We start from the raw sequence: 25,149 nt of genomic DNA on the forward strand, positions 1-25,149 counted from the left end.
GTTTCCGTGCACGTTCCGGGCGTGCTGGGGAAGGGGAGCCGTCTGGCGCACCGGCCCTGTGTCCTGGGGCCGGTCCTCCTCCAGGGTGCCCGGCCAAGTGCTCCCCGGCTCGGGGCCGGGCACCCGCCTCTGAAAGCACCCGTCCCACGAAAGGCCCTGCATTCCGGACCTCGCAAACCGAACGAAGACCCCGGACCCATGGCTTGAGCGGTCGGATCCTGGGTCTCACGACCCGGGCTCCCGGCCTGGACGAGGACCCCTGAACTCACGGCCCGAACCCGGACCCCGTGGCCCGGGCGAAGGCCCTCGAAAGCCCGCGCCGAACGAAGACGCCTGGACTTCATGGTTCGAGCGAGCGGGACCCCTCCCCGAGCGAAAGCCCCGGCCTGAACGACATGTGTTCCCGTCCACCCTCCGAACCAGGGTGGCCATGACCGACGACGAGCGACGTCTGATCAGCCTGCTCATCAGCACCCACCCCGGTTGGCGGTACGAGCGACACGACCTGCCCGGCCTGCCCCGATGGTGGGCCATCCGCTACGCCCTGACCAGCATGGGGCCGGGGCCCGGGACGTGCTGGGCCGTACGACCCCGCACCGCCTGGTCCATGCGCTGACCCACCACAACCAGATCCTGCACACCCTCCGCCACTGAAGGAGAGCCTTATGTCCCCCCTCAAGGCCGTCGCCCCCGACGGCACCTTCGTCACCGGGCCCGACACCACCGAACGACTTCTCACCCCCGGAGAAGTGGCTCGGATCTTCGGCGTGGACCCCAAGACCGTGAACCGGTGGGCGCTCACCGGGAAGATTCCCTCGGTCAGGACACCCAGCAGGCAACGCCGCTACCGACAAAGCGACATCAGGGCACTCCTCGACGCCTCGTGAAAGCGCGCCGCAGCCGGACGGTGGCGGCCACGGCGGGCCACAGGCGAGTGGCGAGGTTCCGCGTCTGACCGTCGAGCGTCACCCCTACGCGGTATGGGCGGAGCCGCCACCACCACTGTTTCCGCCGGTGCGTCCCTGAGTGTCCCTGCCGGGAAGGCCGGGACGGTCGGGACGGTCGGAGTCGGTCCTGGACCGTCCACCGGCGCCGCCCGCGCCGCCGCTTACGTCGCCGTTGTCGTTCGAGGGCCCGGGCTTCTTGTCGGGGCACGGCTCCGGCGCGGGCGGGACGCCACACGACTCGGTGTCGTAGGTGAGGGTCAGTTCGCCGTCGCCCTGGCGGACACCGACGGTGAAGGTGGATCCGGCAGGGCCGAGGCTCGACCCGCCGCCCCCGCCGCCGCCGTACAGGGTGTCGGTGGAGGAGGAGCCACCTGTCTCCGGTTCTCCCGCGTCGGCCGGGTGGTCAGATGACGGGGTCTTCCCGGAGATCGTGGGCCGTGATCCGGTATCCCACCCTGGGCGTGGTGGTGATGGCCGGGGGGTCGCCGAGTTTGCGGCGCAGGCGGCCGACGGTGACCGTGACGGTGTTGGTCAGGGGGTTGGCGTGCTCGTCCCACACCTGTTCGAGCAGGTCCTCGGCACTGAGGAACGCGGGAGCGGCGCGGAGGAGGGCTTCGAGCAGGGCGAACTCTTTGACCGACAGATCCAGGTGGCGGCCGTCGCGGGTGGCGGTGCGGCGCAGCGGGTCGAGCTCGATGCCGGCCGCGCGCAGCGTACGGGGCTGGGCGGTGGGACGGCGGCGGGCCAGGGAGCGGATGCGCAGCACCAGCTCGGGGAAGTGGAAGGGCTTGGTCAGGTAGTCGTCGGCTCCCAGGGTCAGGCCGGTGACCCGGTCTCCGGGCTCGTCGGCCGCGGTCAGCATCAGGACCATGACACGGTCGTCGTGTTCGGTGATCATCCGGCAGAGGGTGTCGCCGTGGATACCCGGCAGGTCGCGGTCGAGGACGACCACGTCGTAGGCGTTGAGGTCGAGCTTGGCTGCGGCCTCCAGGCCGTCGTGGGCGACGTCCACGGCCATGCCCTGATCGCTCAGACCTTCGACGAGTACGGCGGCGAGGGAGCGCGCGTCCTCCACCACGAGCACCCTCACGCCGCGACCTCCGCCGGTACGGCCGCCGCCGGCAGCGAGATGACGACGCGGAGACCGCCTTCCGGCCGGGCCCGCAGGTCGAGGGTGCCGCCGTGCGCGGCGGCGACGGCTGCGACGATCGAAAGGCCGAGCCCGGAGCCGTCGCCGGAGTGGGTGCGGTCGGCGCCGAGTCGCTGGAAGGGCTGAGCCAGTCGGTCGACCTGTCGCTGGTCGAGGACGCGTCCGCCGGTCTCGACGACGAGCCGAGCCGTTGCGCCGTCGGTGGTGGTGGCGAGGAGGATCGAGCCGCCTTCGTGGCTGTGGGTGATGGCGTTGTCGATGACGTTGTCGATCATGCGGGTGATGAGCGTCCTGTTTCCCTGTGTCCACGCGCTGTCGTGCGCGGTGCCCGGGGTGTCGGCGGCGGCGGGGGAGTGGACGGTGAGGTTGTTGGTGGCGATGTCGGCGGTCCGGGCGTGCAGGGCGGCGGTCGCCAGCTGGTGGAGTGAGAGCGTGGTGCGGTCGGTCAGGGCGCCGTGCTGGGCGCGGGCGAGCATGAGGAAACCTTCGAGCAGCCGGTCGACCTGGTCGAGCTCGGTGCGGAGCCGGTCGGCCAGCGCGGCGGTCTGCGCCGGTACGGGCTCCGGCTTGGCCAGGGCCACGTCCAGGGACGCGCGCATGGTGGCCAGCGGGGTGCGGAGTTCGTGGGAGGCGTTGGCGACGAACCGGCGTTGGGCGGCGAATGAGTTCTCCAGCCGTTCCAGCAGGTCGTCGATGGTGTCGGCAAGGTCTTTGACTTCGTCGGCCGGGCCCTGGGCGGCCAGCCGCTCGTGCAGGTTGTCGGCGGAGATGCGGCGGGTGGCCGCGGTGATCATCCGTAGCGGGCGCAGCACCCTGCCGGCGATGAGGCGGCCCAGGACGAGCGACACCACGGCCATGACCGCGAGCGCCAGCGCCGAGCCGATCAGGAACTGGCGTGACTGGGCCGCGTGGGTGTCCGACAGCTGGGTCTGGAGCCACGCGATGCGCTCGGTGGCGGCGGCGAGCGTGGTCGGCTCGACCGGCGGGGTCCCAGGGGGTGCGGATCGGCTGACCCGCGTCCCTCCGAGGCCCACGAGGTTGGTGATGACCAGCAGTCCGACGGCGGACAGCAGGAACATGGCACCGTACAAGACGGTGAAGCGCAGTCGTACGGTGCGCGCCGGCCGTCGCCAGATTCGCATGGGTTCCAGGATGCCGTACCGGACCTAACAGCGATGTGACAGCCTCTGTTCGGCCCGTGTTAGGGCCGGGTCCGTACAACCGGTCGCATGCAGGCAACCATCGAAGTCAGCGGGCTGCGCAAACGGTTCGGCCCGACCCTTGCGCTGGACGGCATGTCGTTCACCGTGCTGCCCGGCCGGGTCACCGGGTTCGTCGGCCCCAACGGGGCGGGCAAGTCCACCACGATGCGGGTGATCCTCGGCCTGGACGCGGCCGAGGAGGGTCAGGCGCTGATCGGCGGACGGCCGTACGTCGGCCTGCGCGACCCGCTCACCCACGTCGGCGCGCTGCTGGATGCCGGGGCGCTGCAGCCGAGCCGTACCGCGCGCAACCATCTGCTGTGGCTGGCCCACTCCCAGGGCCTGGACGGCAGGCGGGTCGATGAGGTGCTCCAACAGGTGGGGATGCGGTCCGCCGCCCGGCGCAGGGCGGGCGGCTTCTCGCTGGGCATGCGCCAACGGCTCGGTATCGCCGCCGCGCTGCTCGGGGACCCGCCGGTGCTCATGCTGGACGAGCCGGTCAACGGCCTTGATCCCGAGGGCGTCGTGTGGATGCGCGGCCTCCTGCGGTCACTGGCCGGCGAAGGGCGGACCGTGCTGGTGTCCAGCCATCTGATGAGCGAACTGGAGGACACCGCCGACCATCTCGTGGTGGTGGGCAAGGGCCGCGTCATCGCCGACACCAGCGTGGCCGATCTCATCACGACCGCCTCCCGCGGCCGGGTCACACTGCGGACGGCGGCGCGCTCGGCGGCGATGTCCGCGCTGGGTCACGCCGGCGCCACCACGGCCGTCACCGACCACGACACGATCGTCGTCTCAGGGCTGTCGTCGGAGCACGTCGTGGCCGTACTCAACGCCGGCGCGGTGCCGTTCTCCGAGGTGGCGACGTACCGGGTGACGCTGGAGCAGGCCTATATGGACCTCACCGCCGACGCGGTCGAATACCGGGGAGCGGCACGATGAGCGCCATTCCGCGCCGTTCCTCACACCACGCGGAGCCGGGGACCGGACGCGGAGGGTTCGGGCGGTCGCTGCGCGCCGAGTGGACCAAGTTCAGGACGGTGCGCGGCTGGGTGGTCGCCCTGACGGCAGCGGCGCTGGTCACCGTGCTGCTCGGGTTGCTGTCCGCGTCCAGCGGCCACGCCTCGTGCGGCGCCGGTCCGGTCGAGGTCGCCTGTCCTCCGCCCCTGGTGGGTCCGGGCGGCGAGGCGGTGGACGACAAGTTCTATTTCGTGCACCGGCCGCTGGTGGGGGACGGCGGCATCACCGTCCGCCTCACCTCCATGACCGGCCAGATCCGCAAGCCCGATGTCACCCCGGGGCGGCGCAACGTGGTTCCCGGCCTCGTGCCGTGGGCGAAGGCCGGAGTCATGATCAAGGAGAGCACCAGGCAGGGCTCCGCCTACGCGGCGGTGATGATGACCGGCGAGCACGGGGTGCGGATGCAGCACGACTTCACCCACGACGTGGCCGGCCGGGCGGGCGGCGTCTCCCGGCAGTCGCCGCGCTGGCTCCGGCTGACCCGCTCCGGCGACACCCTCACCGGATACGAGTCAGTCGACGGCACGGACTGGACGCGGATCGGCACCGCGACCCTGGCCGGACTACCGCAGACCGTACAGATCGGGTTGTTCGCGACCTCCCCCGGGGATCTGACGGTCACGCAGGGGGATCTCGGCGGGTCCGTCGCGGCGGCCCGCTTCACCGAAGCCACCGGTGAGTTCGACCAGGTCAAGCTGGAGGGCAGCACGTCCGGCGCGTGGCGCGACGACGACATCGGCGTCACCGTCGGTCCCGACGGGGTCGAGCACCACCCGGGCCGCGCCGGCCAGTCCGGTGGCACCTTCTCCGTCACCGGCGTCGGCGACATCGCGCCGACCATCGAGGGCCCGACCGCGGAACGTCCCCTCAGCGGTGCGCTGACCGGGCTGATCCTGGTGATCGTGGTGGCGGTCATGTTCGTCACCGCCGAGTACCGGCACGGCCTGATCCGCGTCACCCTGCTGGCCGGCCCGCGCCGCGGCCGGACGCTGGCGGCCAAGGCGCTGGCGCTCGGCCTGGTCACCTTCGCCGCCGCGCTGCCCGCCGGTGCGATCACGTTCACGGTCGGCGGGCGGATCCTGCGCGGCAACGGCAACGCCGTCCTCCCGGTGCCCCTGCTCACCCAGGTGCGCATCGTGGTCGGCATGGCGGTGCTGTTCGCGCTGGCCGCCGTGCTCGCCCTCGCCCTCGGCGCGCTGCTGCGGCGCAGCGTCGCGGCGGTCGTCACCGCGATCACGGTGATCGTGGTCCCGCACGTCCTCGCCACCACCTCGGTCCTGCCCGACAGCGCGGCGCAATGGCTGCTGCGCCTCACCCCGGCGGCCGGCTTCGCCACGCAGCAGAGCGTCCCGCAGTACGCGCACGTGCTCGGCCACTACGCGCCCATCGCCGGGTTCTACCCGCTGCCGCCGTGGGCCGGTCTGGCCGTGCTGGCCGGTTATACGGCGCTCGCCCTCGGCTTGGCCGTCCTTCGACTCCGCCGGAGGGACGCATGAGACGTCCCCGTCGGGACCTCTTCCCGCGTCGCGGGAGGAGCGCATGAGAGAGCACCTGCATGCGGAGTGGACGAAACTCCGTACCCTGGCCGGCACCGGCTGGCTGCTGCTCGCCATCGTGGTGCTGACCGTCGCCGTCAGCGTCGCGGCCTCCGCCGTCGTGTCCTGCGCCTCGGAAGGCTGCGGCTACGACCCCGCCAAGATCGGTCTTTTCGGGGTCCAGGTGAGCCAGGCGGTCGTCGCCATCCTGGCCGTGTCGGCGATCACCGGCGAGTACGGCACCGGCATGATCCACCTCACCCTGACCGCCATGCCGCGCCGGGTCGGCGTCCTGGCCGCGAAGGCGCTCATTCTGGTCGGCTTGACCCTGATCGCCGGAAGTGTCGCCGTGCTCGCCTCCGCGCTGGCCACGCGGCGCATCCTGCTCGCCAACGGCTTCCCCGCCGACATGCTCCTTCTCACCAGCGGTCCCATGGTGCGCGCCGCCGTGGGTTCGGTCCTCTATCTGGCGCTGGTCGCCCTGTTCAGCCTGGGCGTCGCCACCGCCGTACGGGACTCCGCCACCGCCATCGGGGTCGTGCTCGGCCTGCTCTACCTCTTCCCCGCCCTCATCCTCATGGTCGCCGACGATGACTGGCAGCGGCTTCTGTGGCAGATCTCCCCGATGAATGCCGGGCTCGCCATCCAGGCCACCACCCACCTGTCCAGCCTTCCCCTCAGCCCATGGGCCGGCCTGGGCGTACTCGCCGCGTGGGCCACCGCGGCGCTCCTGGGCGGCGGGCTGCTCCTACGGATGCGCGACGCGTAGCCGCCGGCGTGGGCGAAGCAGTCCGGGACCCCCTTCGGCGCGGACCCGGCGACCGACGCCGCTACCGGGAAACCGACATCAACGATGCTCGACTCCCTGACCACGACGTCAGGGGCATGAACGCCTGAGAGCGCGTCAAGCGAGCTGATGCCCCCTTCGTCGTCGTCGCGGCCGGTCGGCCACCGTTCGGCCTACGGGCTTCACGCCGTAGGGCCTTACACGGATACCTACCGTCGAACGTCCTGCCGAAGGCCGGTCGTCGCGGGACCGGCCGGAACGGCGGGGGTTCGAGGCCATGTCCAGGCGGAGCGCAGGACGAAGGCCAGGAGCAGTACCTCGATTCCGATGGAGAGGCCATAGAAGAAGGCCCAGTCCCAGGACTCCCCTACCGCGTTGAACACCGAGTAGGGGATGTAGAGCGACGCGACGACGAGGTTCGTGGCGCGGTTCACCCGGGCGGGCAGCGTCATGGAGAGCATCACCATCAGGGCCGGGATCGCTACGGACGCGAGCATCACGGTCAACAACGTCGGGCTGACGCCGAACTCGAAGACGACACCGGCGCGGACGCCGTCGATGACGCCGGGCTTGTAGAGGTGGAAGTAGTCGACGTAGATGTAGAGGAACATGAAGCCGGCCCATGCGGCGGCGAGCTTGGCCTGAACGGGGACCGGCGGGTCGTCGAGCAGGTCCGGGGTTTTCGTTCGGATGGTCACCGGTTCTTCTTTCGGGAGGAGCGGTCCCCTGCGCCGGAGCGGCGGCAGGTTCGGGCGTGCACACGCACGGGTCGGGTCGTTCTCGCCGGTCCGGTCGTCAGACGGTGACGACGACCTTCCCTCGGGTGTGGCCGGCCGCGACGTGGCGGAGGGCGTCAGCTGCTTCGTCGAGGGGGTGGGTACGGTCGATGACGGGCGTGACCTGCCCGGTCGCGAGCAGGTCGGCCAGGGTGAGCAGGTCCTGGCGCTTCCCGACCGACGTGAAGGGCCTCAGCCGCTGACGGGTGAACCCGGACAGCACGCGCGCTTTGACGATCCGGCCGAGGGGGCCGATCCGGCGGCCGCCGCGTCCGCTGTTGGGGATGAGGGTGCCGGTGGGCGTCAGCGCTCGGCGGACAGCCGCCAGGGGCTGGGCTTCCACGTTGTCGAGGATGACGTCGTAGCGCTTCCCGGTGCGGGTGAAGTCGGTCTCGGTGTAGTCGACGACGTGGTCGGCGCCGAGTGACCGGACCAGGTCGACGTTGCGGGTGCCGCACACACCCGTCACCTCGGCGCCGAACGCCTTGGCGATCTGGACGGCGAAGGAGCCCACGCCGCCCGACGCGCCCGTGATCAGCACCGTCTGACCCGGTCGAACGTTCGCGATGTCGCGCAACGCCTGCAATGCCGTCATGCCGGACGTGGGCACCGCCGCCGCGTCCACGTCCGACAGGTTGGCGGGCACGGACACGAGGTGGTCCGCCGGGACGCGGGCGTACTCCGCGAGCGTTCCCGTGGTGCTCCAGCCGAACACCTTGTCGCCGGGTCGGAGGGCGGTGACGTCCTTCCCGACCGCCGCCACCACGCCGGCGAGGTCCCTGCCAGGGATGCCGTGACGCGGCCTGCGGAGCCCGAACACCAGACGCACCACGTACGGCTCACCGGTCATGACGAAGTAGTCGCCGGGATGTACTGCGGTCGCGCCCACCCGGACGAGCACATCGCCTCGACCAGGTAGCGGTAGCCCGACCTCGGCCATCACGAGCACGGAGGGCGGGCCGTAGCGGTGCTGGACGGCGGCCCGCATCGTCGCCGCCCCGGCCGGACTCGCCTCCGGCGTTCGTTCGGTTCCCACAGAAGCCTCCTCCGAGCCGCGACGCCCACTGGTTCGTACGCCGTACGTCGTACACCGTACGAACACGTACACCGTACTATGGACGTACGCTGTACGACTGTCAAGCCGTACGAGCAGGCGAGGAGACCCGTTGGCTGCGAGGGAACAAAGGCGGGTCGCGTCCGACGCGGGGCTGAGCAAGCAGCGGGTGGTGGAGGAGGCGATCCGGCTCGCCGACCGCGAGGGGGTCGACGGGCTGAGCATGCGCCGGCTGGCCGGCACGCTCGGCGCGGGCGCGATGTCGCTGTATCACTACGTGGCGAGCAAGGAAGAGCTGCTGGACGCCATGATCGACGTCGTGTTCGAGGAGATCGAGCTCCCGCCCGAAGGGACCGACTGGCAGTCGGCGATACGACGGCGGGCGGTGTCCGCCCAACAGGTTCTCGCGCGCCACCCGTGGGCGAACGGCCTGATGGAGTCGCGGACGTCGCCAGGGCCCGCGACCCTCCGCCACCACGAGGCGGTCACCGCCTGCCTGCGGAGGGCCGGCTTCTCGGCCTTGATGGCGACGCATGCCAACTGGTTGCTCGACAGCTATGTCTACGGCTTCGCCCTGCAGGCGGCCAGCCTGCCGTTCGGCACCGCCGACGAGCTCGCGGACGTGATCGAGGACGCCTACCTACCCCAGCTTCCTCCTGACGAGTTCCCCTACCTCAACGAGTCCGCCGCGGCGCTCGTCGCCGCCGGCTTCGACCCGGCGAAGGAGTTCGTCTTCGGCCTCGACCTCGTCCTGGCCGCCCTTGAGCCCCTGAGAGTGCCTTCCGCGAGCCCCCATCCGTGATGTCGTCAGATGATCGTGTGGCTTTGTAGTGCTACCGCCCGTCTGCGGGGCCAGTTGTGCTGGGATGGCGCGATGGCTGAGCGCAAGCCGTACCCGAGCGACTTAACCGACGCTCAGTGGGCGTTGATCGGACCGGTCCTCACGGCCTCAGCCCACGAGAACACGGCCGGGGTCGCCCTGCTGGACCGGGTCACCGTCGTCACCGAGGGCAGCGTGACCAAAGTGCTGGTCGACCAAGGGTTCAAGAACACGGTTGTCGCCCATGGCGCCGGCCTGGGAAGCGCCGTGGACATCGTCAAACGCAACCCCGCCGACAAAGCCCTTCGTGCCCCAGTCTGCTCGGCCGTCATCCGCGAAACCGACATCAAGGCCCTCCTCAACGCCTCGTGAGAGCGCGCCGCAGACGGGTGGTGAGGTTCCGTGTCTGACCGTCGAGGGGCACCCCTACGTGGTACCGGCGGAGCCGCCACCGCCACCGTTTCCGCCGGTGCGTCCTTGAGTGTCCCCGCCGAGAAGGCCGGGACGATCGGAGTCCGTCCCGGACCGTCCACCGGCGCCGCCTGCGCCGCCGCTTACGTCGCCGTTATCGCCAGAGGACTTGGGCTTCTTGTCGGGGCACGGCTTCGGCGTGGGCGGGACGCCGCACGACTCGGTGTCGTAGGTGAGGGTCAGCTCGCCGTCGCCCTGGCGGACACCGACGGTGAAGGTGGATCCGGCAGGGCCGAGACTCGACCCTCCGCCCCCGCCGCCGCCGTACAGGGTGTCGGTGGAGGAGGAGCCGCCGGCGCCGCCGCCTTGCGCACCACCGCCACCGCCCCCGCCCGCGCCCATGTGTGGGTCGGCGAGGTTGACGGCGCCGTTTCCTCCGGCGCGTCCTTGGGCGGCCCCGCCGGGAAGGCCGGGAAGCTCGGATTCGGTCAGGGGCTGCCCACCGGCGCCGCCTGTGCCACCGTTACCGCCCGAGGAGCCGCCGGCACCGGCGCCGGGCTGGTTCGGGGTGGCACCGTCGGTGCCGTTCTGGCCGCCGTCGCCACCTTGGCCTTCCGTTCCACCCGCGAAACTGCCGGCGCCTCCACCGCCGCCACCGGCGATGATGAGCGGCTGGTCGCCAAGGGCGATCGTCGTCGTGCCGCCGCCGCCACCGCCGTTGGTGCCGTTGCCGGGCCTGAGGTCCTCCCGGTAGCCGCCGGGCCGGCCGCCGCCGCCGAAGCCGCCTGCGGCGGGCTCGCCGGTTTCGAGGTTCCCGCCTGTGCCCGCGCCACCGACGTAGATCGTCAGTTCGTCCCCTGGGTTGACCTGGACGGTTCCGTTGACCTCGCCGCCTCGCCCGCCGGGAGATCCGTAGACGGCGGTGCCGCCTGCGGCTCCGAAGGCGTCCACGATCAGCTCGCACACCCCTTCCGGGACCGTGAAGGTCTGCGGAGCCCCGGTGTAGCCGAACGTTCGGCTACCCGGTTCCGCCTGCGCGACGGTCGGTACGAATGCCAGCGCCGCGGTCATGGCGGCTCCCGCGGCACGCGGGAACCACTTAGAGTTAACAATTGTCACGACCTGTAAGGTGTGCAGGGCTTGATCGCGATCAAGCCGACCTGAGGGCAATGAACACGCCCGTGTCGTCCCATGCTCACTTGCCGACGGGGTGCCGTCCGGTCCTCACGAAGGACTGACGGCGAGCTGCCGCCCGATCACCGACCCCACCGCCGGGCGCTATCGGGCCCAGCCGAGGCCCTCGACGGCCGGGTACTGCGGCGCCTGACCAACGGCTACGACGAGGTGGCCTCGACCCCGTATTCGTCATGGTCGAGGGTCGCGATGGAGTCGTCGAAGACGAACTCGGCGTGGTCGCGGCTCGCCTCGTACAGGATCGCCGCGAGGTCGCCGCGCGGTACCTCGACCTCGTCCGGCTGCTGGAAGGCGCGCATGTCCATCCGGCCGACCCGCCTGCCCGCCGCGTCGACGAAGGTGAGGCCCGTCGTGCCGGTCGCGGCCTCGCGCAGCCGGGGCATGACCCCCATCTGCTCCACGACCTGTACGGCGGGGCCCCTGACGTCCACCGGGTTCCCGCTGGAGCGCGGCGTCCCGGCGCGTTCGACGACGGTGACCTGGAAGCCGTACCTGGCCAGCCAGTAGGCCGCCGTCGGCCCGCCGACCCCGGCTCCGGAGATCAGGACTGTCCGCTCGGTCATGACACCTCACTAACCGGATGAAACTCCTCCGCCTAACCGGCCGTGCATGGGAACCGATGTCAGCATCACCCTTCCGGGATTCCTGATCAAGGGCGGAACATCCGGCGGATGAACGGGCCCACGTCCAGAAGGATTGACGGCTTTTCGGGTCGTGGACGTTCTCGAAACCTTCTCCGACCACGTTCGGTGACCTGTCGCGGTGCGGCGGGGGTCATCTCCCGCGAAGCGTCTCGACCTCCACGGCCAGCGCGGCCAGGTCGCGGACGTGCGTGTAGTACGTGGTCGCATACTCGTCCTCGATCGCCGCGAGGACCTTCTCAAGAACCGTCGTCATCCGGGTCAGGCTCGCATGTCGCTGTTCGTCGAGCGAGCCGTTGAGAACGCGTACGGCGTAGCCGTAGGCGTCCGCGTCGAGCATCACCAGGTCGTGGCCCGCGATGTCCAGGCCACGGAGGCCGGGTGGGAACGGCATGGCCATGTGCTCGGCCGTCATCTGGGAAAGGGCGGTGACCTTCTCTTCGAACACACCACAGAATCCCATCGGGTGTCACGGCACCGTCGTGACACCCCGGCTTCGTGTCAGGTGGGTCAGGGAAGCAGGAGACCCCAGTAGAGCGCCCACGGGACGAACCCGAGTCCCGTCGCCGTGACCACCCGCGCCCCCAGGGAGGCCGTACGCCATCGGGCCAGGCAGGTCAGCGTCGCGACGGTGGTGCCGACGGCCAGGAACTGCGCCGCGAGCCAGGCTACGGGCCGGTCGAGCAGCAGGGGGCCGGGCGAGACGCCCTTGCTGTTCGAGGTCGCGACCAACGTGACCATCGTGAACGCGAACCCGGCCAGCGACAGGACGCCCGAGGCCGCCACGACGCGGGCGGACCACGCCAGACGCCGCCAGCGCACCACTCCGCCCAGGAACACCAGCAGCATCAGGACGAGCCCGCCGAGCTGGAGCTGCCAGGAGGACCACCAGGCCGGTGCCGGAGGCTCCACGCTCCGTGTTTCCTGAGCCGGGTAAGGGTCGGCGCTGGGAGTCGGCGTCTCGCCCGCGGCCACCCGTCGCACCCAGGATCCGACCGTGTCGGCGTAGCCGGAGACGAGGGTCCGGTCGTCGGCGCGCAGCGAGTGCCCGGCGTTCGGGAAGAACCTGACGGTCAGGCTGCCGTGGACGTTCGCCCGGAACCGTTCGGCGCTCTCCGCGGGCATCACCTGGTTGTCCTCGGCCCCCCACAGGGCCAGCACCGGCCGGGTGAGCCGGGCGAGCGTGGGCGCGGGGTCGTGGTCGGCCTCGGGGAAGAGGCCCACGTCGCCCAGGAGCCGGTGGAACGTGCCGGCGTACGCCCTGTTCAGCGACCCGCGCACGCCCGCCCGGTGCACCTTGTTGGCCGCGTTCCACGACTGGGTGCGCAGCGGCGAGTAGCCGGGGCCGCCCACCGTGACCAGGAACTCCACGTCCTTGGACCTGGTGGCCGCGATCGGCGCCACCCAGCCGCCCTCGCTGACGCCCCACAGCCCGGCCCGCCCGACCGACGGCTGCTTCCTCAGTACGGTGAGGGCGGCCAGCGCGTCGTCGGCCAGTTGCCCGTAGTCGCGCTCGGTCTTGGAGTAGCCGGCCGAACGTTTGTCGGGGGCCAGTACCACCATGCCCTGCGCGGCGAACGCCTCGGCCTCGGCTCGCAGGTCCTCCCAGCCGTTGCCGTCTCCCGAGCCGTGCACCAGCACCAGGCCGGGGAGCTTGCCCTCGGCCTGGGCGGGCTGGAAGATCCTGCCGCCCAGTCGCTGCCCGTCCGGGGTGGTGAAGGTGACATCGACGCTCTTCAACGGGACGTCCGGGGCGGCGGCCGGGCGGTGCAGGGACAGCGCCAGGAGCGCGGCTGCCACGAGCTTCATCGGTATCTCTCCAGGTCAACGGATCAATTGCACCGACAAGTCTTGATAAATCAGCCTTTGATCACATCGCCGACGCAGGCGATCTGAGGACTCACCCACGCGGGCGATACTTGGCGGTGATGTACGACAGGTTCCACCGGGCGGTGACGAACACCCTGCGCACCGTGCGCGCCCGGCTCCGCGCGCTCCCGCCGGGGGCCGCCGACGCCGCCGTCGTGTTCGCGGTGCTCGTCGGACAGACCGTCCCGTTCCTGTTCACCGAGCGAATGGCCGGCCTGGAGCCGTGGACGTTCGCCGAGTACTGGCCGATCCTGTTCTCCTCGCTGCCACTGCTGCTGCGCCGCCGGTTCCCCATGGCGGTGTTCGTCGTGGTGGCGGCGGCCTCGGAGGTCTACGCGGCCCTGGGCCCCGACGTCCCGTCTCAGCCGGTGCCGTACGGATGGTTGGTCGCCCTCTACACGGTGGCCGAGCGGTCACCGCGGTGGCAGCGGGTGGCGGCGATCCTGCTCAGCCTGGCCCCGGCGGTCACGGTGTCACCCACAACCTTCGTGCGCAGCACGCTGACGGCACTGGCCGCGTACGTGATGGGCCGGGCCGTCGTACAGCACCGGGAGTACGCGGCGCTCGTGGCCGAGCGGGCCGCCGAACGTGAACGTGCCAGAATCGCCCGCGACACGCACGACATCCTCGCGCACGGCATCAGCATCATGATCGTGCAGGCGGAGGCGGGGCCGTACGCCGCACGGACCTCGCCGGAACGGGCGGCTCAGGCGTTCCGGACGATCGCCGACGTCGGGCGGGACGCGCAGGCGCAGTTGCGCCGCATGCTCGACCTGCTCAAGGACGGCGAGCCCGCACTGGCGCCGCAGCCCACGCTCGACGGTGTCGGGGAGCTGGTGGAGCGGGTCTCGGCGACGGGCCCCGAGGTGCGGCTGACCGTCGTCGGCGAGCCGGTGACACTGCCGGCGGACACCGAGGTGGCGGCGTACCGGATCGTGCAGGAGGCGCTCACCAACCTGGTCAAGCACGCCGGGGCCGCGACCGGTGAGGTCCGGCTCGACTGGAAGGACGACGAACTCATGATCACCGTCACGAACGGCGGCGGCCCGGCCTCCGTGGGCGCGGGAGGCCACGGCCTGATCGGGATGCGAGAGCGTGCCGTGGCCTGCGGCGGAACGCTCACCTGGGGCGCGGTCGCGGCCGGGTTCGAGATCGTGGCGAGGCTCCCCGCCGGGGCGTCGCGGTGACGATCAACGTGGTCGTGGCCGACGACCAGGAGCTGGTGCGCAGCGGCTTCGTGCTCATCGTGGACGGCCAGCCCGACATGCGTGTCGTCGCCGAGGCGGGCGACGGCCGCACGGCCGTGGAGGCGGCTCGCGACCTGGCCCCGGACGTGATCCTCATGGACATCCGGATGCCCGGGCTCGACGGCATCGCCGCCGCCAGGATCGTGTGCGCCGAGACGGCCGCCAAGGTCGTCATGCTGACGACGTTCGACCAGGACGACTACGTCTACGACGCGCTTGAGGCCGGGGCCAGTGGTTTCCTGCTCAAGGACGTGCGCGCCGACGACCTGGTGCACGCCGTCCGTGTGGCCGCGGACGGGCAGGCCCTGCTGGCGCCCGCGGTCACCCGCCGGCTGATCGACGACGTCGTACGCCGCCGAACCCGGCCCGGCGCCCCGACCGCGGACCTGAGCGTGCTGACCGAGCGGGAGCGCGAGATCCTGACCCTGCTCGGCCGAGGCCTGTCGAACCCGGAGATCGCGGCGCACCTGGTGGTCAGCGGGCACACGGTCAAGACGCACGTCAGCAATGTGCTGACCAAGCTGGGGCTACGGGACCGTGTCCAGGCGGTCATCGCGGCCTACGAGGCGGGCCTGGTCCGACCCGGATCGTAGGTCGGCGGGCCGGGACAGGGGTGGCGGTGCCCCGTGAACGGTCTGGAGGTCAGGCCGCCGACCTGCGGCGTCGTTGCCGCCGGAGCGCCGATGGCAGGCCTCAGATCTTCTCCTCCGGGGAGGCGCAGCCATCCAGGATGGTCCGGACCAGGGCCTGGACGGTGTCCCGGTCGACGGTCTCCGGTGGTGCGGTGACCAGGGTGAACAGCGCGCCCCCGTAGAGCGCGATCAGGGCGGGAATCGTCTCGCGGGGGAGGGTGAGACCGAGTTTGTCGTGCTGCCCTGCGGTGATCCGTACCGCCGCGTCCCCCAGGCCCGCGAGGGCCGAGGCGAGCGCCGGGCGGCGTACGGACTCCAGCTGGAGCTCGAAGATCGCCAGATAGCGGTCGCGCAGTGTGGTCGCCGCCGTGAACAGCGACTCGGTCAGCAGGTCGTCCAGCGTCGCGGGCTGGTCGGTGACCTGGTCGGTGGCCTGGTCGGTGTCGGCGTGGTGCAGCTCGATGACGCGCTCCGCGGCGGCCACCAGCAGCGTCTCCCGGTCACGGAAGTAGTTGGAGGCGGTTCCCGGCGGAAGGTCCGCCTCCTTCTCCACCGCGCGGTGGGTCAGCCCGTGCACGCCCGACGACGCCAGCAGCGCGATGGCGGCATCGGTCAGGGCGCGGCGACGGGCCGGATTGGTGGGCGGCATACAGTCACGCTATACCAGTAGGCGTACTAGTACGATCGTAGTGAATCGAGGAGGTTCCATGAGGATCGTGGTGGTTGGCGCCGGGCTTGGAGGAGTGGCGGCCGCGGTCGGGCTGCATCGCCTGGGCCATGAGGTGACGCTCTTCGAACGCGGCGCCGAGCTCAGGGAGGCGGGGACCGGGATCGTGGTCATGCCCAACGGGCTCCGGGCACTGGACACGCTGGGGCTGGCCGAGGACGTCCGTGAGCACGTCATGCGTGAAGGCCGTGGAGGGCTGCGCGACCGGCACGGACGGCCCCTGCTGATCACCGACGTGGCCCAGGTACGGGAGCGGATCGGGATTCCCGTCATCATCGACCGGGCGCGTCTGCACCGGGCGCTACGCGCCCCGCTCCCCGCCGAGCGGGTGCGAACCTCCACCCCGGTCGAGCGTCTGGAACCCGACTCCACCGGGGTGACCGTGATCGCCGACGGTGAGCCCGTCGCCAGGGCGGACGTCGTGATCGCCGCCGACGGCATCGGCAGCAGGCTGCGGGCACAGCTCTTCCCCGGCCACCCCGGGCTGCGGCGGACCGGCCGGATGGATCTGCGCGGCATGCTGCCCCGCCCGCCCGGTCTGGTGACGGACCTGCTCACCAGCCAGCTGGTCGACCGCCGCACCGGGGCGATGTTCGGCCTGTACCCCGTCGGCGAGGACCTCCTGTACTGGTTCACCGACTCCGTCCTGTACGGCACGCCGCCGGACGCGGAGGAGGCGCGCCGGTGGATGCTGTCCCTGACGGCCGACTGGCATCCCCTCGTCGCGACGCTGATCGAGGCCACCCCGCCCGCCGACATCTACGTCGGATCGCCCGCCTGGCCGCGCCCCTGCCCTCGTTCGCGGTCGGCAGGGTCGCGCTCCTCGGCGACGCCGCGCACGCCATGCCGCCCGACCTCGGCCAGGGGGCCAGCCAGGCCTTCGAGGACGCCGCCGCGCTGACCCGCCACCTGACCGGCGCGGAACCGGCGGACGCCGCCCGGCGGCTCCTGCGTTACGACGCCGAGCGCAGGCCCGGCGCCAACCGCATGATGCGGGCGGCGTCCCGGCAGTCATGGTTGACCTCCCGGACCGGCCTCGCCGCGTCGCTGCGTGACGCCCTGCTGCGCGCGGTACCGTCCCGGCTGGCCACCCGGCAGCTCGCCGCCCTCTGGCGCGTCTGACGTCCGGCACCGTGACCGGGAGCGTCCGCCGGGCCACGCGCTTCGGTCCTCCCGCGTCGTATCACCCCGGGCGCTCGCATGCCGGGCCGGTGTGACTCCGGGCCGTGTCTCCACGGGGTGTCGCACGAATACGGCGGAAAGACACCCCGGAGCGGACCGGGGGCGTTCATCCAATCCGTTCGCACCATCGCCGAAGAGGTTCGGCGAGTCCGGCTCTGGGGTCATTTCCCGGGCATGAGGACGGTGTCGACGATGTAGACGGTGGCGTTACGGGTGGGGACGTTGCCGCACACCACCCGGGCGTCGCCGACCATGTAGTCCCGGCCGGAGCCGGTGGTGGTGACCGTGCCGCCCTGCAGGGTGGTGAAGCTGCCGTGCCGCAGGTCGGTGGGGGTCTTGCGGCCGGGGACGACGTGGTAGGTGAGGATGGCGGTCAGGGTCTTCTTGTCGGCCAGCACCTTGGTCAGCGTCTTTTTGTCGATCTTGGCGAAGGCGTCGTTGGTCGGGGCGAAGACGGTGATGCCGTCGGCGGAGTTGAGGGTGTCGACGAGGCCGGCCTTCTTCACCGCGGCGACGAGGGTGGACAGGGCGGGGTTGTTGGAGGCGGCGGTGGCGACGGGGTCGTCGGCCATGCCGGTGAAGCTGCCTTCTCCGGAGGCGGGAACCGCGGAGCAGGCCATGCCGAACGGTGTGTCGGCGACGGGCTCGGCGGCGGAGCCGGTGGCCATCGGAGCGCTGCCGGTGGAGGTCGGGGCGGCGCCGCTGCCGGAGGGGGCGGCGCCCGTGTCCGCGTTGGTCTGGCCGCTGGTGCCGCCACAGGCGGTCAGGGACGCGGCCAGGGCCAGCAGGGGCAGGGCGGCGGCCAGGCGCTTGTTCGTGATCATGAGTGAGGTTCCTTACCGGGGTGAGGCGGGGGCGGGTGGAAAAGGGGTGAGCGGGGCCGCGGACGGCCGGTAGATGACCGCGATCACGATCGGTGTGGTGCGGAGGTGTCTGAGGCCGTCGTCGCGATCGGGCCCGCCGGTGCGGCGGGCCCGCCGTTGCGGCTACCTGGTGGGCATGAGGACGGTGTCGACGATGTAGACGGTGGCGTTGCGGGTGGGGACGTTGCCGCACACCACGCGGGCGTTGTTGACCTTGTAGGTGGTGCCGGAGCCGGTGGTGGTGACCTTGCCGCCCTGCAGGGTGGTGAAGCTGCCGCGCCGCAGGTCGGTGGGGGTCTTACGCCCGGGGACGACGTGGTAGGTGAGGATGGCGGTCAGGGTCTTCTTGTCGGCCAGCACCTTGGCGAGGGTTCTCTTGTCGATCTTGGCGAACGCCTGGTTGGTGGGCGCGAAGACGGTGATGCCGTCTGCCCCGTTGAGGGTGTCGACCAGGCCCGCCCTCTTCACCGCGGCGACGAGGGTGGACAGGGCCGGGTTGTGGGAGGCGGCGGTGGCGACCGGGTCGGCGGCCATGCCGGCGAAGCTGCCCTTGCCCGTGCTGGGCACGGCCGAGCAGGCCGGGCCGAAGGGCTGCCGGGCCGCGGCCGGGGCGACTGCTCCTCCTCCTGCGGCGGTGGCGTGCGGGGCGGAGGCGAGCGCGACCGAGCCGGTCATCGAGACGGCGACGGCCGTGATCGGCAGTGCGGCGAGGACGTGACGGACGTTCATGTTCTGGCATCTCCTGTGTCTGGTGGATGGGTTTGCTGAGGGGGTTCAGGTGACGGTCACCAGGACCGTGTGCCAGCCGGTGGCGCCGTCCGGGATCGGCGGCACCCGTTCGGCGGGCTGGGTGTGGCCGGTGGCGTCGGTGGCACGGACCTCAAGGCGGTGCTGTCCGGGGGAGGCCTGCCAGGTCGTACGCCACTGCCGCCAGGTGTCGGGCCCCGCGGAGGCGGCCAGGTCGGCTTGCCGCCAAGGACCGCCGTCGACGCGGACTTCGACGGCGGCGACGCCGCGGTGCTGCGCCCACGCGGTCCCTGCGACGGTGACGTCTCCGGCGGGTACTTCCGCGAAGGGTTTGGGCACCTCGATGCGGGAGGCGGTCTTGATCGGCGCTCGTTCGGCCCAGCCTCGCCGGGTCCAATACGCCTGCTCGTCGGCGAAGCGGGTGAGTTTGAGGTCGGTGACCCATTTGGTGGCCGAGACGTACCCGTACAGGCCGGGCACGATCATCCGCGCGGGGAATCCATGGGCGGGCGGCAGTGGGCGGCCGTTCATCGCGACGGCCAGCAGCGCGTCGCGTCCGTCCAGCACCGACTCCAGCGCGGTGGAGGCGCTCCACCCGTCTACGGAGCGGGACAGGATCTGATCGGCTCCGGCCTGTACTCCGGCCTCGCGCAGCAGTGCCGCCAGGTCGACGCCGAGCCAGCGGGCGTTTCCGGCATATGGACCGCCGACCTCGTTGGACACGCAGGTCAGGGTGATATCGCGCTCGGTGAGCGGGCGGGCCAGCAGGTCGGCGAAGGTGAGCTCGATCGGGCGGTCGACCAGGCCGTGCACGCGCAGCGTCCACTCCTGGTGCGGAACGCGCGGGACGATCAGCGCGGTGTCGACCCGGTAGAAGGAGTTGTCGGGAGTGGTGAACGGGCCGAGCCCCGGCACGTTCAGCCCGACCTCCGGCGGAAGCGGCCGGGCCGGGTCGGCGGGAGGCGGCAGCACCAGGGAGCGGCCGTCGGCGGTGGCCTGGCGGGCCGAGGTGATCACCCTGCCGGCGCCGCCGCTCAGCACGGCCACTCCTAGCAGGGCGGCACCGCGGGTGAGCAGCGCCCGCCGGTCGGCTCCCGGCGCGGGTGCCGGTGGCTGGATGGGACGGTCGTGGCGCGGGACGCCGAGCGTGATACGGCTCTCAGGCCCCGGACGGGGGCGGCGGTGGGTGTACAGCAGGGCTAACGTCCCACCCGCCGCCCCCACCGTGGCGGGCAGCACGTCCACCGGGCCGGCTCCCGGCCGAGACAGCGCCGCGGCCCCGGCGAGCGCCGCGAGCCCTGCCAGGGCCGCGATGGCCAGGCGCGGACGCCGGGGCGCGGCCGTTCCGACGGCCGCCGACGCGACCGCGAGCACGGTCACCAACCCCAGAAGCAGGACCGGTTTGTCGGCGGTGCCGAAGGCGCGGACGGCGAAGTCCTTCAGCCACGCCGGGCTCAGGTCGATGAACGCCGACCCCACCGCGAGCAGCGGACCGGCCTCGGGCCGACCTGCCAGCGCGGCGGTCAGCTCCGCCACCCCCAGCGCCAGAGCCGCGGCCAGCACGCCGAAGACCTCCGACACCCGGGCCCCCGACGTCCGGGCCCCCGTAACGGGGGCCGTTACGTTGCGGGCCGGTGTCTCATCAGTCACACCAGGGCTTCGGAGTCACCGCGGAAACGGATGGGCGCCACTTTCCCGGCGGAGGGAAGATCAGGCAGCGGACACGTCGACCAGCAGCAACGGCGTGCTGGTCGGCTGCCGCGAACCACCGGCAGGCTCCACCGTCACCCCCACCTGACCCACATCGGCCCCGAGAGCGCTCAGCACCGGCACGGTGCCTCCGGACCCGCTGGAGGCAAGCAGGCCGGCCGAGGTGATCCGCCCCGGCGCGAGCTGCCACAGCTGGTAGACCCGGCCTGCGGGCGGATCGCCCAGCCCGGCCGCCCAGAACACCAGCGCGCCCTGTGAGCGTGACAGCACCACCGTGCCGCGCCCACGCCCGCCCCCGGCGGACGGCGCGGCGGCCGGGACGGTTACCGCCCGGGCGTCATCCGCGCCCAGCACCGCGGCGATTCGCTGCTCCGCGCGCCGGGCCTGCGCCAGTTCCTGACGCGCCTGCACCGTGCTCACGCCGAGCCCGGCCACCACGGCCAACGTCGCCGCCACACTCACCGCCGCCGACCACGGCCGCCACCTGATTCCCCGTAGCCGCCTGGAGGGCGCTGCGGGTGGCAGCACCGGCGGCAGCTGACGCACCTGGTGGATCTCGGCCAGCACCCGCGTCCGCAGGCCGGGCGGCGGCTCGGCCGCCACCGCCAGGCCGAGGCGCGCGGCTGCCTCGGTGAACCCGGCGACCTCCTGAGCGCACTCGGCGCATCCGGCCAGATGCCGCTCGAAGCGGCGCCGCTCGCCCTCATCGTCGATGGCGTCCAGCGCGTAGGCACCTGCCAGGGTGTGCGGGTCGAACCCGTCCTCTCGTTCCCTCATCGGTCCACTCCCAGGCAGTCGCGCAGCCGGATCAGCCCATCGCGCATCCGTGTCTTGACCGTCCCCAACGGGGCCTTGACCAGTTCGGCGACCTCCCGGTAGGAGTAGCCGCCGTAGTAGGCGAAGGTGACCGACTCACGCTGCAACTCGGTGAGATTGCCCAGGCAGCGGCGCAGCCGCTCACCTTCCAACCGGCCCACCACCAGCTCCGACACCTCATCGAAGCAGCGATGCGGCTCCAGCCGTGCGGCCCGTTCCTCCCGGTCGGCGCCCGCCTGCGCCGCACGCACCCGGTCGATCGCCCGCCGGTGTGCGATGGTCAGCGCCCACGCCATCACCGATCCTTTGCCCGGATCGTAGCGGGCGGCGCTGCGCCACACCTCCACCAGCACCTCTTGGGCCACCTCCTCGCTGTGCGCCCGATCCCGCAGCACCCGCAGCACCAGCCCGAACACCTGTGGCGCCAGCACCTCATACAGCCGCTCGAACGCCGCCCGGCCGCCCCTGCCGACCTCCTGCAGCAACTCCTCCAGCCCCGGCGGGCCGCCATCCGGACGGTCCTCGCCCACCGGCGACCGGTCACGCGCTCCCATGCGGATCCTCCTGCCCCGACCGGCACAGCACCGGCCACAAAAGCTTCGGAGCCATCCGCGTACCGGATGGGTGACACACCTGGTTGCGGCACCCGCGATGTGCCCGGCGGGCGGCAGGACCGGTTCGGCCGGTCATGAGCCGGACGATGATGATCATGGTCGGCGCGCTGCGGCACGATCCACCCCCGTCGTCGCGTTCTCCAGGAGCGGCGGAGAGTGCGGGCGCTCCGAGGGGCGGCGAAGAACACGGATGCAAAAACCATTACCCTTCGAACTCGATCCATTACATACTGTGCTGGAAGTGCCTTGAGGGATCTTCCTTAACCACCCAGAAAAGGAGAAACCACCATGAAGGTAACGATCTCCACCGCCCGGATCGCCGTCGCCGTCGGCGCTCTCGGGCTCATCGCCCTGGCCTGCGCGACCCCGGCCTCGGCCGCCGTCCCCACCTCGACGACCACCGCGACGGCCGGCGACATCTGCCTGTGGAGCGGGCGCAACTACACCGGCGCCTCGTGGTGCTGGAACCCCGGCAACGGCTACGTCGACGTCCCCCCGGCCCTGCACGACAACGTCGGCTCCTTCAGGGCCCAGGCCAACGGCTGCTTCATCAACTGGATCCACGTCCCCGACCGCAAGGAGACCCGCGTCGTGCGTAGCGGCGACTACCGCAGGGTCTACGACAACGACTTCGGCGGCAAGATCGACGCGGTGGCGCCTTCCTGCTGATCCGGCGACATCCCGTCAGACAAGGAACCCGGGCCGTACGCGGCCCGGGTTCCGTCGTTCAAGCCCCCTGGACGTTCACCGAATCCGAGCGGGACAGGGCCGCGTGGTAGTCATTGGTCGCATGGACAGCGACCTTGCCGCGCTCCGTGCCGCGTTCGACGTCGGGACGTGCGCGCCGCCCCTGGGCTGGGAAGCCGTGCGTGCCTTCGAGGCGGAACACGGGATCGTCCTGCCGGAGCCGTACCGGACGTTCGTCGCCGAGGTCTGTGACGGGTCCCGCTCGGGGCCGCCGGACTTCGGGCTGGTGCCGTTGGCCGAGCTGCCGAAGGACTGGGGAACCGGTCGGCCGCGGCGGGACCTGGCCCTTCCCTTCCCGCTGACGGCGGTGTGGGCGTGGGAGGACGACCCACGCCCGTCGGAGGAGATCGACCCTCTGCTCGAACGGGTCTTCTACCACGGCTCGATCGTGCTGGGCACCGACGGGTGCGGCATGTACTGGCACCTCGTCGTCAGCGGCCCACACCGGGGGCACGTCTGGCAGATCAGCGGCGAGGGCGCCGTCCCCTTCGGCGCGGAGTTCGGCACCACCACGGGGAGTTCGGGGTTCGCCGGATGGGTCGAGCACTGGGTCGCGGGGAGGGCCTGGTTCGACGTCTGAGGGTCACGGCGCGGCGCCGTCCGGTCGAGCCGCTCACCGGGCACGACCGGCGACCACGGCGGGATCAGGTGTGACCGTGACCCGGCACGACCAGGCCGCCCTCGTAGGCCGCGATCACGGCCTGCACCCGGTCACGCAGGCCGAGCTTGGTGAGGATGTTGCTGACGTGGGACTTCACGGTGTGCTCGCTGAGGACCATCGTGGCGGCGATCTCGGCGTTGGACTGTCCCAGGGCGATCATCCGCAGGGTCTCCTGTTCCCTGGCGGTCAGCACGTCGAGTTCTCCGGCCGGTGGCCTCACGGCCTGGACCCGGGAGGTGAACTCGGCGATCAGCTTGCGGGTGACCGAGGGGGCCAGCAGCGACTCACCGGCCGCCACCACGCGTACGGCGTGCACCAGGTCGTCCCGCCGTACGTCCTTGAGCAGGAACCCGCTCGCGCCCGCCCGCAGCGCCTCGAACACGTAGTCGTCGAGGTCGAACGTGGTCAGCATGAGCACCCGGCACGGCGTCTCGGCCGAGACGATCCCGGCCGCCTCGATGCCGTCCATCCTGGGCATCCGGATGTCGAGCAGCAGCACGTCCGGCCTGTGCGCGCGGGCCGCCTCGACGGCCTCGACCCCGTCCCCCACCTCGGCGACGACCTCGATGTCGGGCTGGGCGTCGAGGATCATGCCGAACCCGGTCCGGACGAGCTCCTGGTCGTCGGCGATGACGACACGCAGGCCGCTCACGCCGCCACCCCGAGGGGAAGACGGACGACGACCTCGAAGCCGGGGCCGTCGGAGCGCGGTCCCGCCGAGGCGGTGCCGTGGCAGGCGGCGGCGCGCTCACGGATGCCGATCAGGCCGTTACCGCCACGGGGGAGCGCGCGCGAGGCTCCCTTGCCGTCGTCGGTGATGTGGATCATGAGTTCGTCGTCCCGCCAGTCGAGTCGGATGTCGGCGCGGGTGGCGCCGGAGTGCTTGACGATATTGGTGAGCGCCTCCTGGGTCACCCGGTAGGCCGCGACGTCGACGTCACCGGGGAGCGGGACGGGGGTGCCGGTGACGACGTAGTTCACGGCCAGCCCGGGGTTCGCGACCTGGTCGGTCAGGCCGGGCAGGTCGGCGATCGTGGGCTGCGGCGCGCGCTGCCCCTCATCCTCCTTGAGCACGCCGAGCAGCCTGCGGAGCTGGGTCATCGCGTCGCGCCCCGAGGCGGCGATCGCGTCGAACGTGGCCTCGGCCCGGTCGGGATCGCTGCGCACCACGACCGGCCCGGCCTCGGCCTGGACGACCATGAGGCTGACCGCGTGGGCCAGGATGTCGTGCATGTCCCTGGCGATGCGGGCCCGCTCGCGCTCCACGGCCCGTTCGGCCTCGATCCGGCGTTCGCGCTGGAGCTGGGCGGCCCGCTCCTCAAGGGCGGCGGCGTGGCTCCGGGAGACGGCCGCGGCCCGGCCGACGGCGTAGGCGGCGACGAACAGCACGACGCCGCGCACCGCCGTGTCGGACGACCCGGTGAACGCGAGCCCGCCGACGGTGGCCACGGCCAGCGCGATGACACGCGGCCACCAGGAGGCGTAGGCGGCGGCGGAGTACATCGCCACCAGCGCGCCGTACCAGACGGGCTGGGCGGCGACCCGGTCGGACAGGTCGTAGAGGGCGACGGCGCCGAGGGTGACGATGAGCGTGACCACCGGTGCCCGCCGCCGCCACATCAGGGGTACGGTCGCCGCGAGCACGACGGCGTACCCCCACCAGCTCAACGACTCCCGGGCGGAGGAGAGGAGCGGCCAGAGCTGGACCACCAGGACCAGCGCGGTGAGTGCCACGTCCAGCTGGAGTGCCGGGATGGCGCGCAGCCGATCAAAAAGGGGCATAAGGCGCATTCT

The 25,149-nt window shown here is 71.7% G+C and carries 29 protein-coding genes; 13 read left to right on the forward strand and 16 right to left on the reverse strand.

The window, feature by feature from the left end; genetic code table 11:
* Positions 1–430: 430 nt before the first annotated feature.
* Positions 431–616, forward strand: coding sequence for a hypothetical protein (locus tag ABZ463_RS31145; RefSeq protein WP_352011269.1), 186 nt, complete (start codon positions 431–433; stop codon positions 614–616).
* 49 nt (positions 617–665) lie between these two features.
* Positions 666–887, forward strand: coding sequence for a BldC family transcriptional regulator (locus ABZ463_RS31150; RefSeq protein WP_362781513.1), 222 nt, complete (start codon positions 666–668; stop codon positions 885–887).
* Positions 888–1,350: 463 nt separating this feature from the next.
* On the opposite strand, the gene ABZ463_RS31155 is transcribed toward ABZ463_RS31150, so the two are convergent.
* Together ABZ463_RS31155 and ABZ463_RS31160 are read right to left on the reverse strand one after the other, a co-directional pair.
* Entirely contained in the window at positions 1,351–2,037 is a 687-nt protein-coding gene (locus tag ABZ463_RS31155) for a response regulator transcription factor (protein ID WP_362781515.1), read from the reverse strand.
* Positions 2,034–3,239, reverse strand: coding sequence for a HAMP domain-containing sensor histidine kinase (locus ABZ463_RS31160; RefSeq protein WP_362781517.1), 1,206 nt, complete (start codon positions 3,237–3,239; stop codon positions 2,034–2,036). The genes ABZ463_RS31155 and ABZ463_RS31160 overlap by 4 nt, the downstream gene beginning before the upstream one ends.
* Before the next feature lie 87 nt (positions 3,240–3,326).
* Here ABZ463_RS31160 and ABZ463_RS31165 point away from each other — a divergent pair, with 87 nt between their 5' ends.
* From ABZ463_RS31165 to ABZ463_RS31175, 3 genes are read left to right on the forward strand one after another with little or no spacing between them, the layout of a single operon-like run.
* Entirely contained in the window at positions 3,327–4,244 is a 918-nt protein-coding gene (locus ABZ463_RS31165; RefSeq protein ID WP_352011265.1) for an ATP-binding cassette domain-containing protein, read from the forward strand.
* Entirely contained in the window at positions 4,241–5,818 is a 1,578-nt protein-coding gene (locus ABZ463_RS31170; protein WP_362781520.1) for an ABC transporter permease subunit, read from the forward strand. The genes ABZ463_RS31165 and ABZ463_RS31170 overlap by 4 nt, the downstream gene beginning before the upstream one ends.
* Before the next feature lie 43 nt (positions 5,819–5,861).
* Entirely contained in the window at positions 5,862–6,626 is a 765-nt protein-coding gene (locus ABZ463_RS31175; protein WP_362781522.1) for an ABC transporter permease, read from the forward strand.
* Between the two features lie 227 nt (positions 6,627–6,853).
* Here ABZ463_RS31175 and ABZ463_RS31180 read toward each other — a convergent pair whose 3' ends face one another.
* Complete coding sequence (locus ABZ463_RS31180) at positions 6,854–7,342, reverse strand: DUF6326 family protein (RefSeq protein WP_362781524.1); 489 nt, start codon at positions 7,340–7,342, stop codon at positions 6,854–6,856.
* Positions 7,343–7,439: 97 nt separating this feature from the next.
* Entirely contained in the window at positions 7,440–8,456 is a 1,017-nt protein-coding gene (locus tag ABZ463_RS31185; RefSeq protein ID WP_362781526.1) for an NAD(P)-dependent alcohol dehydrogenase, read from the reverse strand.
* A 130-nt stretch (positions 8,457–8,586) separates the two neighbouring features.
* Here ABZ463_RS31185 and ABZ463_RS31190 point away from each other — a divergent pair, with 130 nt between their 5' ends.
* Entirely contained in the window at positions 8,587–9,276 is a 690-nt protein-coding gene (locus ABZ463_RS31190; RefSeq protein ID WP_352011260.1) for a TetR/AcrR family transcriptional regulator, read from the forward strand.
* A 72-nt stretch (positions 9,277–9,348) separates the two neighbouring features.
* Complete coding sequence (locus ABZ463_RS31195) at positions 9,349–9,666, forward strand: hypothetical protein (RefSeq protein WP_352011284.1); 318 nt, start codon at positions 9,349–9,351, stop codon at positions 9,664–9,666.
* Between the two features lie 54 nt (positions 9,667–9,720).
* Here the strand turns inward: ABZ463_RS31195 and ABZ463_RS31200 are convergent, their stop codons facing one another.
* The 4 genes from ABZ463_RS31200 to ABZ463_RS31215 all read right to left on the reverse strand — a co-directional run bounded on the left by ABZ463_RS31200 (position 9,721) and on the right by ABZ463_RS31215 (position 13,349).
* Positions 9,721–10,776 (reverse strand): hypothetical protein, encoded by a 1,056-nt coding sequence (locus ABZ463_RS31200; protein WP_362781528.1) that lies wholly within the window; start codon positions 10,774–10,776, stop codon positions 9,721–9,723.
* 263 nt (positions 10,777–11,039) lie between these two features.
* Complete coding sequence (locus tag ABZ463_RS31205) at positions 11,040–11,462, reverse strand: FAD-dependent monooxygenase (protein ID WP_362781530.1); 423 nt, start codon at positions 11,460–11,462, stop codon at positions 11,040–11,042.
* 211 nt (positions 11,463–11,673) lie between these two features.
* On the reverse strand, positions 11,674–11,988 hold the full coding sequence (locus ABZ463_RS31210) for a hypothetical protein (RefSeq protein ID WP_352011257.1): 315 nt from the start codon (positions 11,986–11,988) through the stop codon (positions 11,674–11,676).
* A gap of 62 nt (positions 11,989–12,050) precedes the next feature.
* The gene (locus tag ABZ463_RS31215) at positions 12,051–13,349 is read right to left on the reverse strand and encodes a prolyl oligopeptidase family serine peptidase (RefSeq protein ID WP_362781532.1); all 1,299 of its coding nucleotides are present in this window, start codon (positions 13,347–13,349) and stop codon (positions 12,051–12,053) included.
* A 119-nt stretch (positions 13,350–13,468) separates the two neighbouring features.
* Between ABZ463_RS31215 and ABZ463_RS31220 the strand changes: the two genes are divergently transcribed.
* Both ABZ463_RS31220 and ABZ463_RS31225 read left to right on the forward strand, forming a co-directional pair.
* On the forward strand, positions 13,469–14,596 hold the full coding sequence (locus ABZ463_RS31220; protein WP_352011255.1) for a histidine kinase: 1,128 nt from the start codon (positions 13,469–13,471) through the stop codon (positions 14,594–14,596).
* The gene (locus ABZ463_RS31225; protein WP_352011254.1) at positions 14,593–15,249 is read left to right on the forward strand and encodes a response regulator transcription factor; all 657 of its coding nucleotides are present in this window, start codon (positions 14,593–14,595) and stop codon (positions 15,247–15,249) included. The genes ABZ463_RS31220 and ABZ463_RS31225 overlap by 4 nt, the downstream gene beginning before the upstream one ends.
* A 100-nt stretch (positions 15,250–15,349) precedes the next feature.
* Here ABZ463_RS31225 and ABZ463_RS31230 read toward each other — a convergent pair whose 3' ends face one another.
* Positions 15,350–15,937 (reverse strand): TetR family transcriptional regulator, encoded by a 588-nt coding sequence (locus ABZ463_RS31230; RefSeq protein WP_362781535.1) that lies wholly within the window; start codon positions 15,935–15,937, stop codon positions 15,350–15,352.
* A gap of 58 nt (positions 15,938–15,995) precedes the next feature.
* Between ABZ463_RS31230 and ABZ463_RS31235 the strand changes: the two genes are divergently transcribed.
* Positions 15,996–16,916 carry an FAD-dependent monooxygenase gene (locus tag ABZ463_RS31235; protein ID WP_362781537.1) on the forward strand — a complete coding sequence of 307 codons (921 nt, stop codon included), beginning with the start codon at positions 15,996–15,998 and terminating at the stop codon, positions 16,914–16,916.
* A complete protein-coding gene (locus ABZ463_RS31240) occupies positions 16,859–17,137 on the forward strand; it encodes a hypothetical protein (RefSeq protein WP_362781539.1) in 279 nt (92 codons plus the stop codon). Before ABZ463_RS31235 ends, ABZ463_RS31240 begins: the two co-directional genes overlap by 58 nt.
* A gap of 221 nt (positions 17,138–17,358) precedes the next feature.
* Here ABZ463_RS31240 and ABZ463_RS31245 read toward each other — a convergent pair whose 3' ends face one another.
* The 5 genes from ABZ463_RS31245 to sigK form a co-directional block, all read right to left on the reverse strand.
* Positions 17,359–18,021, reverse strand: coding sequence for a fasciclin domain-containing protein (locus ABZ463_RS31245; RefSeq protein ID WP_362781541.1), 663 nt, complete (start codon positions 18,019–18,021; stop codon positions 17,359–17,361).
* A 162-nt stretch (positions 18,022–18,183) separates the two neighbouring features.
* The gene (locus ABZ463_RS31250) at positions 18,184–18,789 is read right to left on the reverse strand and encodes a fasciclin domain-containing protein (RefSeq protein WP_362781543.1); all 606 of its coding nucleotides are present in this window, start codon (positions 18,787–18,789) and stop codon (positions 18,184–18,186) included.
* A gap of 45 nt (positions 18,790–18,834) precedes the next feature.
* On the reverse strand, positions 18,835–20,388 hold the full coding sequence (locus ABZ463_RS31255) for a molybdopterin-dependent oxidoreductase (protein WP_362781545.1): 1,554 nt from the start codon (positions 20,386–20,388) through the stop codon (positions 18,835–18,837).
* Positions 20,389–20,517: 129 nt separating this feature from the next.
* Positions 20,518–21,294: an anti-sigma factor gene (locus ABZ463_RS31260; RefSeq protein ID WP_352011248.1), complete on the reverse strand. Its 777-nt coding sequence runs from the start codon at positions 21,292–21,294 to the stop codon at positions 20,518–20,520.
* Entirely contained in the window at positions 21,291–21,887 is a 597-nt protein-coding gene (gene sigK, locus ABZ463_RS31265; RefSeq protein ID WP_352011247.1) for an ECF RNA polymerase sigma factor SigK, read from the reverse strand. Before sigK ends, ABZ463_RS31260 begins: the two co-directional genes overlap by 4 nt.
* 348 nt (positions 21,888–22,235) lie before the next feature.
* Here sigK and ABZ463_RS31270 point away from each other — a divergent pair, with 348 nt between their 5' ends.
* Both ABZ463_RS31270 and ABZ463_RS31275 read left to right on the forward strand, forming a co-directional pair.
* Positions 22,236–22,616, forward strand: coding sequence for a peptidase inhibitor family I36 protein (locus tag ABZ463_RS31270; protein ID WP_362781548.1), 381 nt, complete (start codon positions 22,236–22,238; stop codon positions 22,614–22,616).
* 121 nt (positions 22,617–22,737) lie between these two features.
* Positions 22,738–23,274, forward strand: coding sequence for an SMI1/KNR4 family protein (locus ABZ463_RS31275; RefSeq protein WP_362781550.1), 537 nt, complete (start codon positions 22,738–22,740; stop codon positions 23,272–23,274).
* A 64-nt stretch (positions 23,275–23,338) separates the two neighbouring features.
* Here the strand turns inward: ABZ463_RS31275 and ABZ463_RS31280 are convergent, their stop codons facing one another.
* Both ABZ463_RS31280 and ABZ463_RS31285 read right to left on the reverse strand, forming a co-directional pair.
* Positions 23,339–24,007 (reverse strand): response regulator transcription factor, encoded by a 669-nt coding sequence (locus ABZ463_RS31280; RefSeq protein WP_362781552.1) that lies wholly within the window; start codon positions 24,005–24,007, stop codon positions 23,339–23,341.
* Complete coding sequence (locus tag ABZ463_RS31285; protein ID WP_362781554.1) at positions 24,004–25,137, reverse strand: sensor histidine kinase; 1,134 nt, start codon at positions 25,135–25,137, stop codon at positions 24,004–24,006. Before ABZ463_RS31285 ends, ABZ463_RS31280 begins: the two co-directional genes overlap by 4 nt.
* Positions 25,138–25,149: the final 12 nt, after the last annotated feature.

It is taken from the genome of Streptosporangium sp. NPDC020145, assembly GCF_040631275.1.
Classification (GTDB): Bacteria; Actinomycetota; Actinomycetes; order Streptosporangiales; family Streptosporangiaceae; genus Streptosporangium.

Bases quoted from the DNA above. Each gene is read 5' to 3' on its own strand.
- ABZ463_RS31150 (WP_362781513.1), top strand. From the start codon at position 666: ATGTCCCCCCTCAAGGCCGTCGCCCCCGACGGCACCTTCGTCACCGGG.
- ABZ463_RS31165 (WP_352011265.1), top strand. From the start codon at position 3,327: ATGCAGGCAACCATCGAAGTCAGCGGGCTGCGCAAACGGTTCGGCCCG.
- ABZ463_RS31200 (WP_362781528.1), bottom strand. From the start codon at position 10,776: ATGACCGCGGCGCTGGCATTCGTACCGACCGTCGCGCAGGCGGAACCG.
- ABZ463_RS31215 (WP_362781532.1), bottom strand. From the start codon at position 13,349: ATGAAGCTCGTGGCAGCCGCGCTCCTGGCGCTGTCCCTGCACCGCCCG.
- ABZ463_RS31285 (WP_362781554.1), bottom strand. From the start codon at position 25,137: ATGCCCCTTTTTGATCGGCTGCGCGCCATCCCGGCACTCCAGCTGGAC.
- ABZ463_RS31270 (WP_362781548.1), top strand. From the start codon at position 22,236: ATGAAGGTAACGATCTCCACCGCCCGGATCGCCGTCGCCGTCGGCGCT.
- ABZ463_RS31170 (WP_362781520.1), top strand. From the start codon at position 4,241: ATGAGCGCCATTCCGCGCCGTTCCTCACACCACGCGGAGCCGGGGACC.
- ABZ463_RS31195 (WP_352011284.1), top strand. From the start codon at position 9,349: ATGGCTGAGCGCAAGCCGTACCCGAGCGACTTAACCGACGCTCAGTGG.
- ABZ463_RS31145 (WP_352011269.1), top strand. From the start codon at position 431: ATGACCGACGACGAGCGACGTCTGATCAGCCTGCTCATCAGCACCCAC.
- ABZ463_RS31160 (WP_362781517.1), bottom strand. From the start codon at position 3,239: ATGCGAATCTGGCGACGGCCGGCGCGCACCGTACGACTGCGCTTCACC.
- ABZ463_RS31235 (WP_362781537.1), top strand. From the start codon at position 15,996: ATGAGGATCGTGGTGGTTGGCGCCGGGCTTGGAGGAGTGGCGGCCGCG.
- ABZ463_RS31220 (WP_352011255.1), top strand. From the start codon at position 13,469: ATGTACGACAGGTTCCACCGGGCGGTGACGAACACCCTGCGCACCGTG.
- sigK (WP_352011247.1), bottom strand. From the start codon at position 21,887: ATGGGAGCGCGTGACCGGTCGCCGGTGGGCGAGGACCGTCCGGATGGC.
- ABZ463_RS31175 (WP_362781522.1), top strand. From the start codon at position 5,862: ATGAGAGAGCACCTGCATGCGGAGTGGACGAAACTCCGTACCCTGGCC.
- ABZ463_RS31205 (WP_362781530.1), bottom strand. From the start codon at position 11,462: ATGACCGAGCGGACAGTCCTGATCTCCGGAGCCGGGGTCGGCGGGCCG.
- ABZ463_RS31250 (WP_362781543.1), bottom strand. From the start codon at position 18,789: ATGAACGTCCGTCACGTCCTCGCCGCACTGCCGATCACGGCCGTCGCC.
- ABZ463_RS31260 (WP_352011248.1), bottom strand. From the start codon at position 21,294: ATGAGGGAACGAGAGGACGGGTTCGACCCGCACACCCTGGCAGGTGCC.
- ABZ463_RS31230 (WP_362781535.1), bottom strand. From the start codon at position 15,937: ATGCCGCCCACCAATCCGGCCCGTCGCCGCGCCCTGACCGATGCCGCC.
- ABZ463_RS31245 (WP_362781541.1), bottom strand. From the start codon at position 18,021: ATGATCACGAACAAGCGCCTGGCCGCCGCCCTGCCCCTGCTGGCCCTG.
- ABZ463_RS31275 (WP_362781550.1), top strand. From the start codon at position 22,738: ATGGACAGCGACCTTGCCGCGCTCCGTGCCGCGTTCGACGTCGGGACG.
- ABZ463_RS31240 (WP_362781539.1), top strand. From the start codon at position 16,859: ATGCCGCCCGACCTCGGCCAGGGGGCCAGCCAGGCCTTCGAGGACGCC.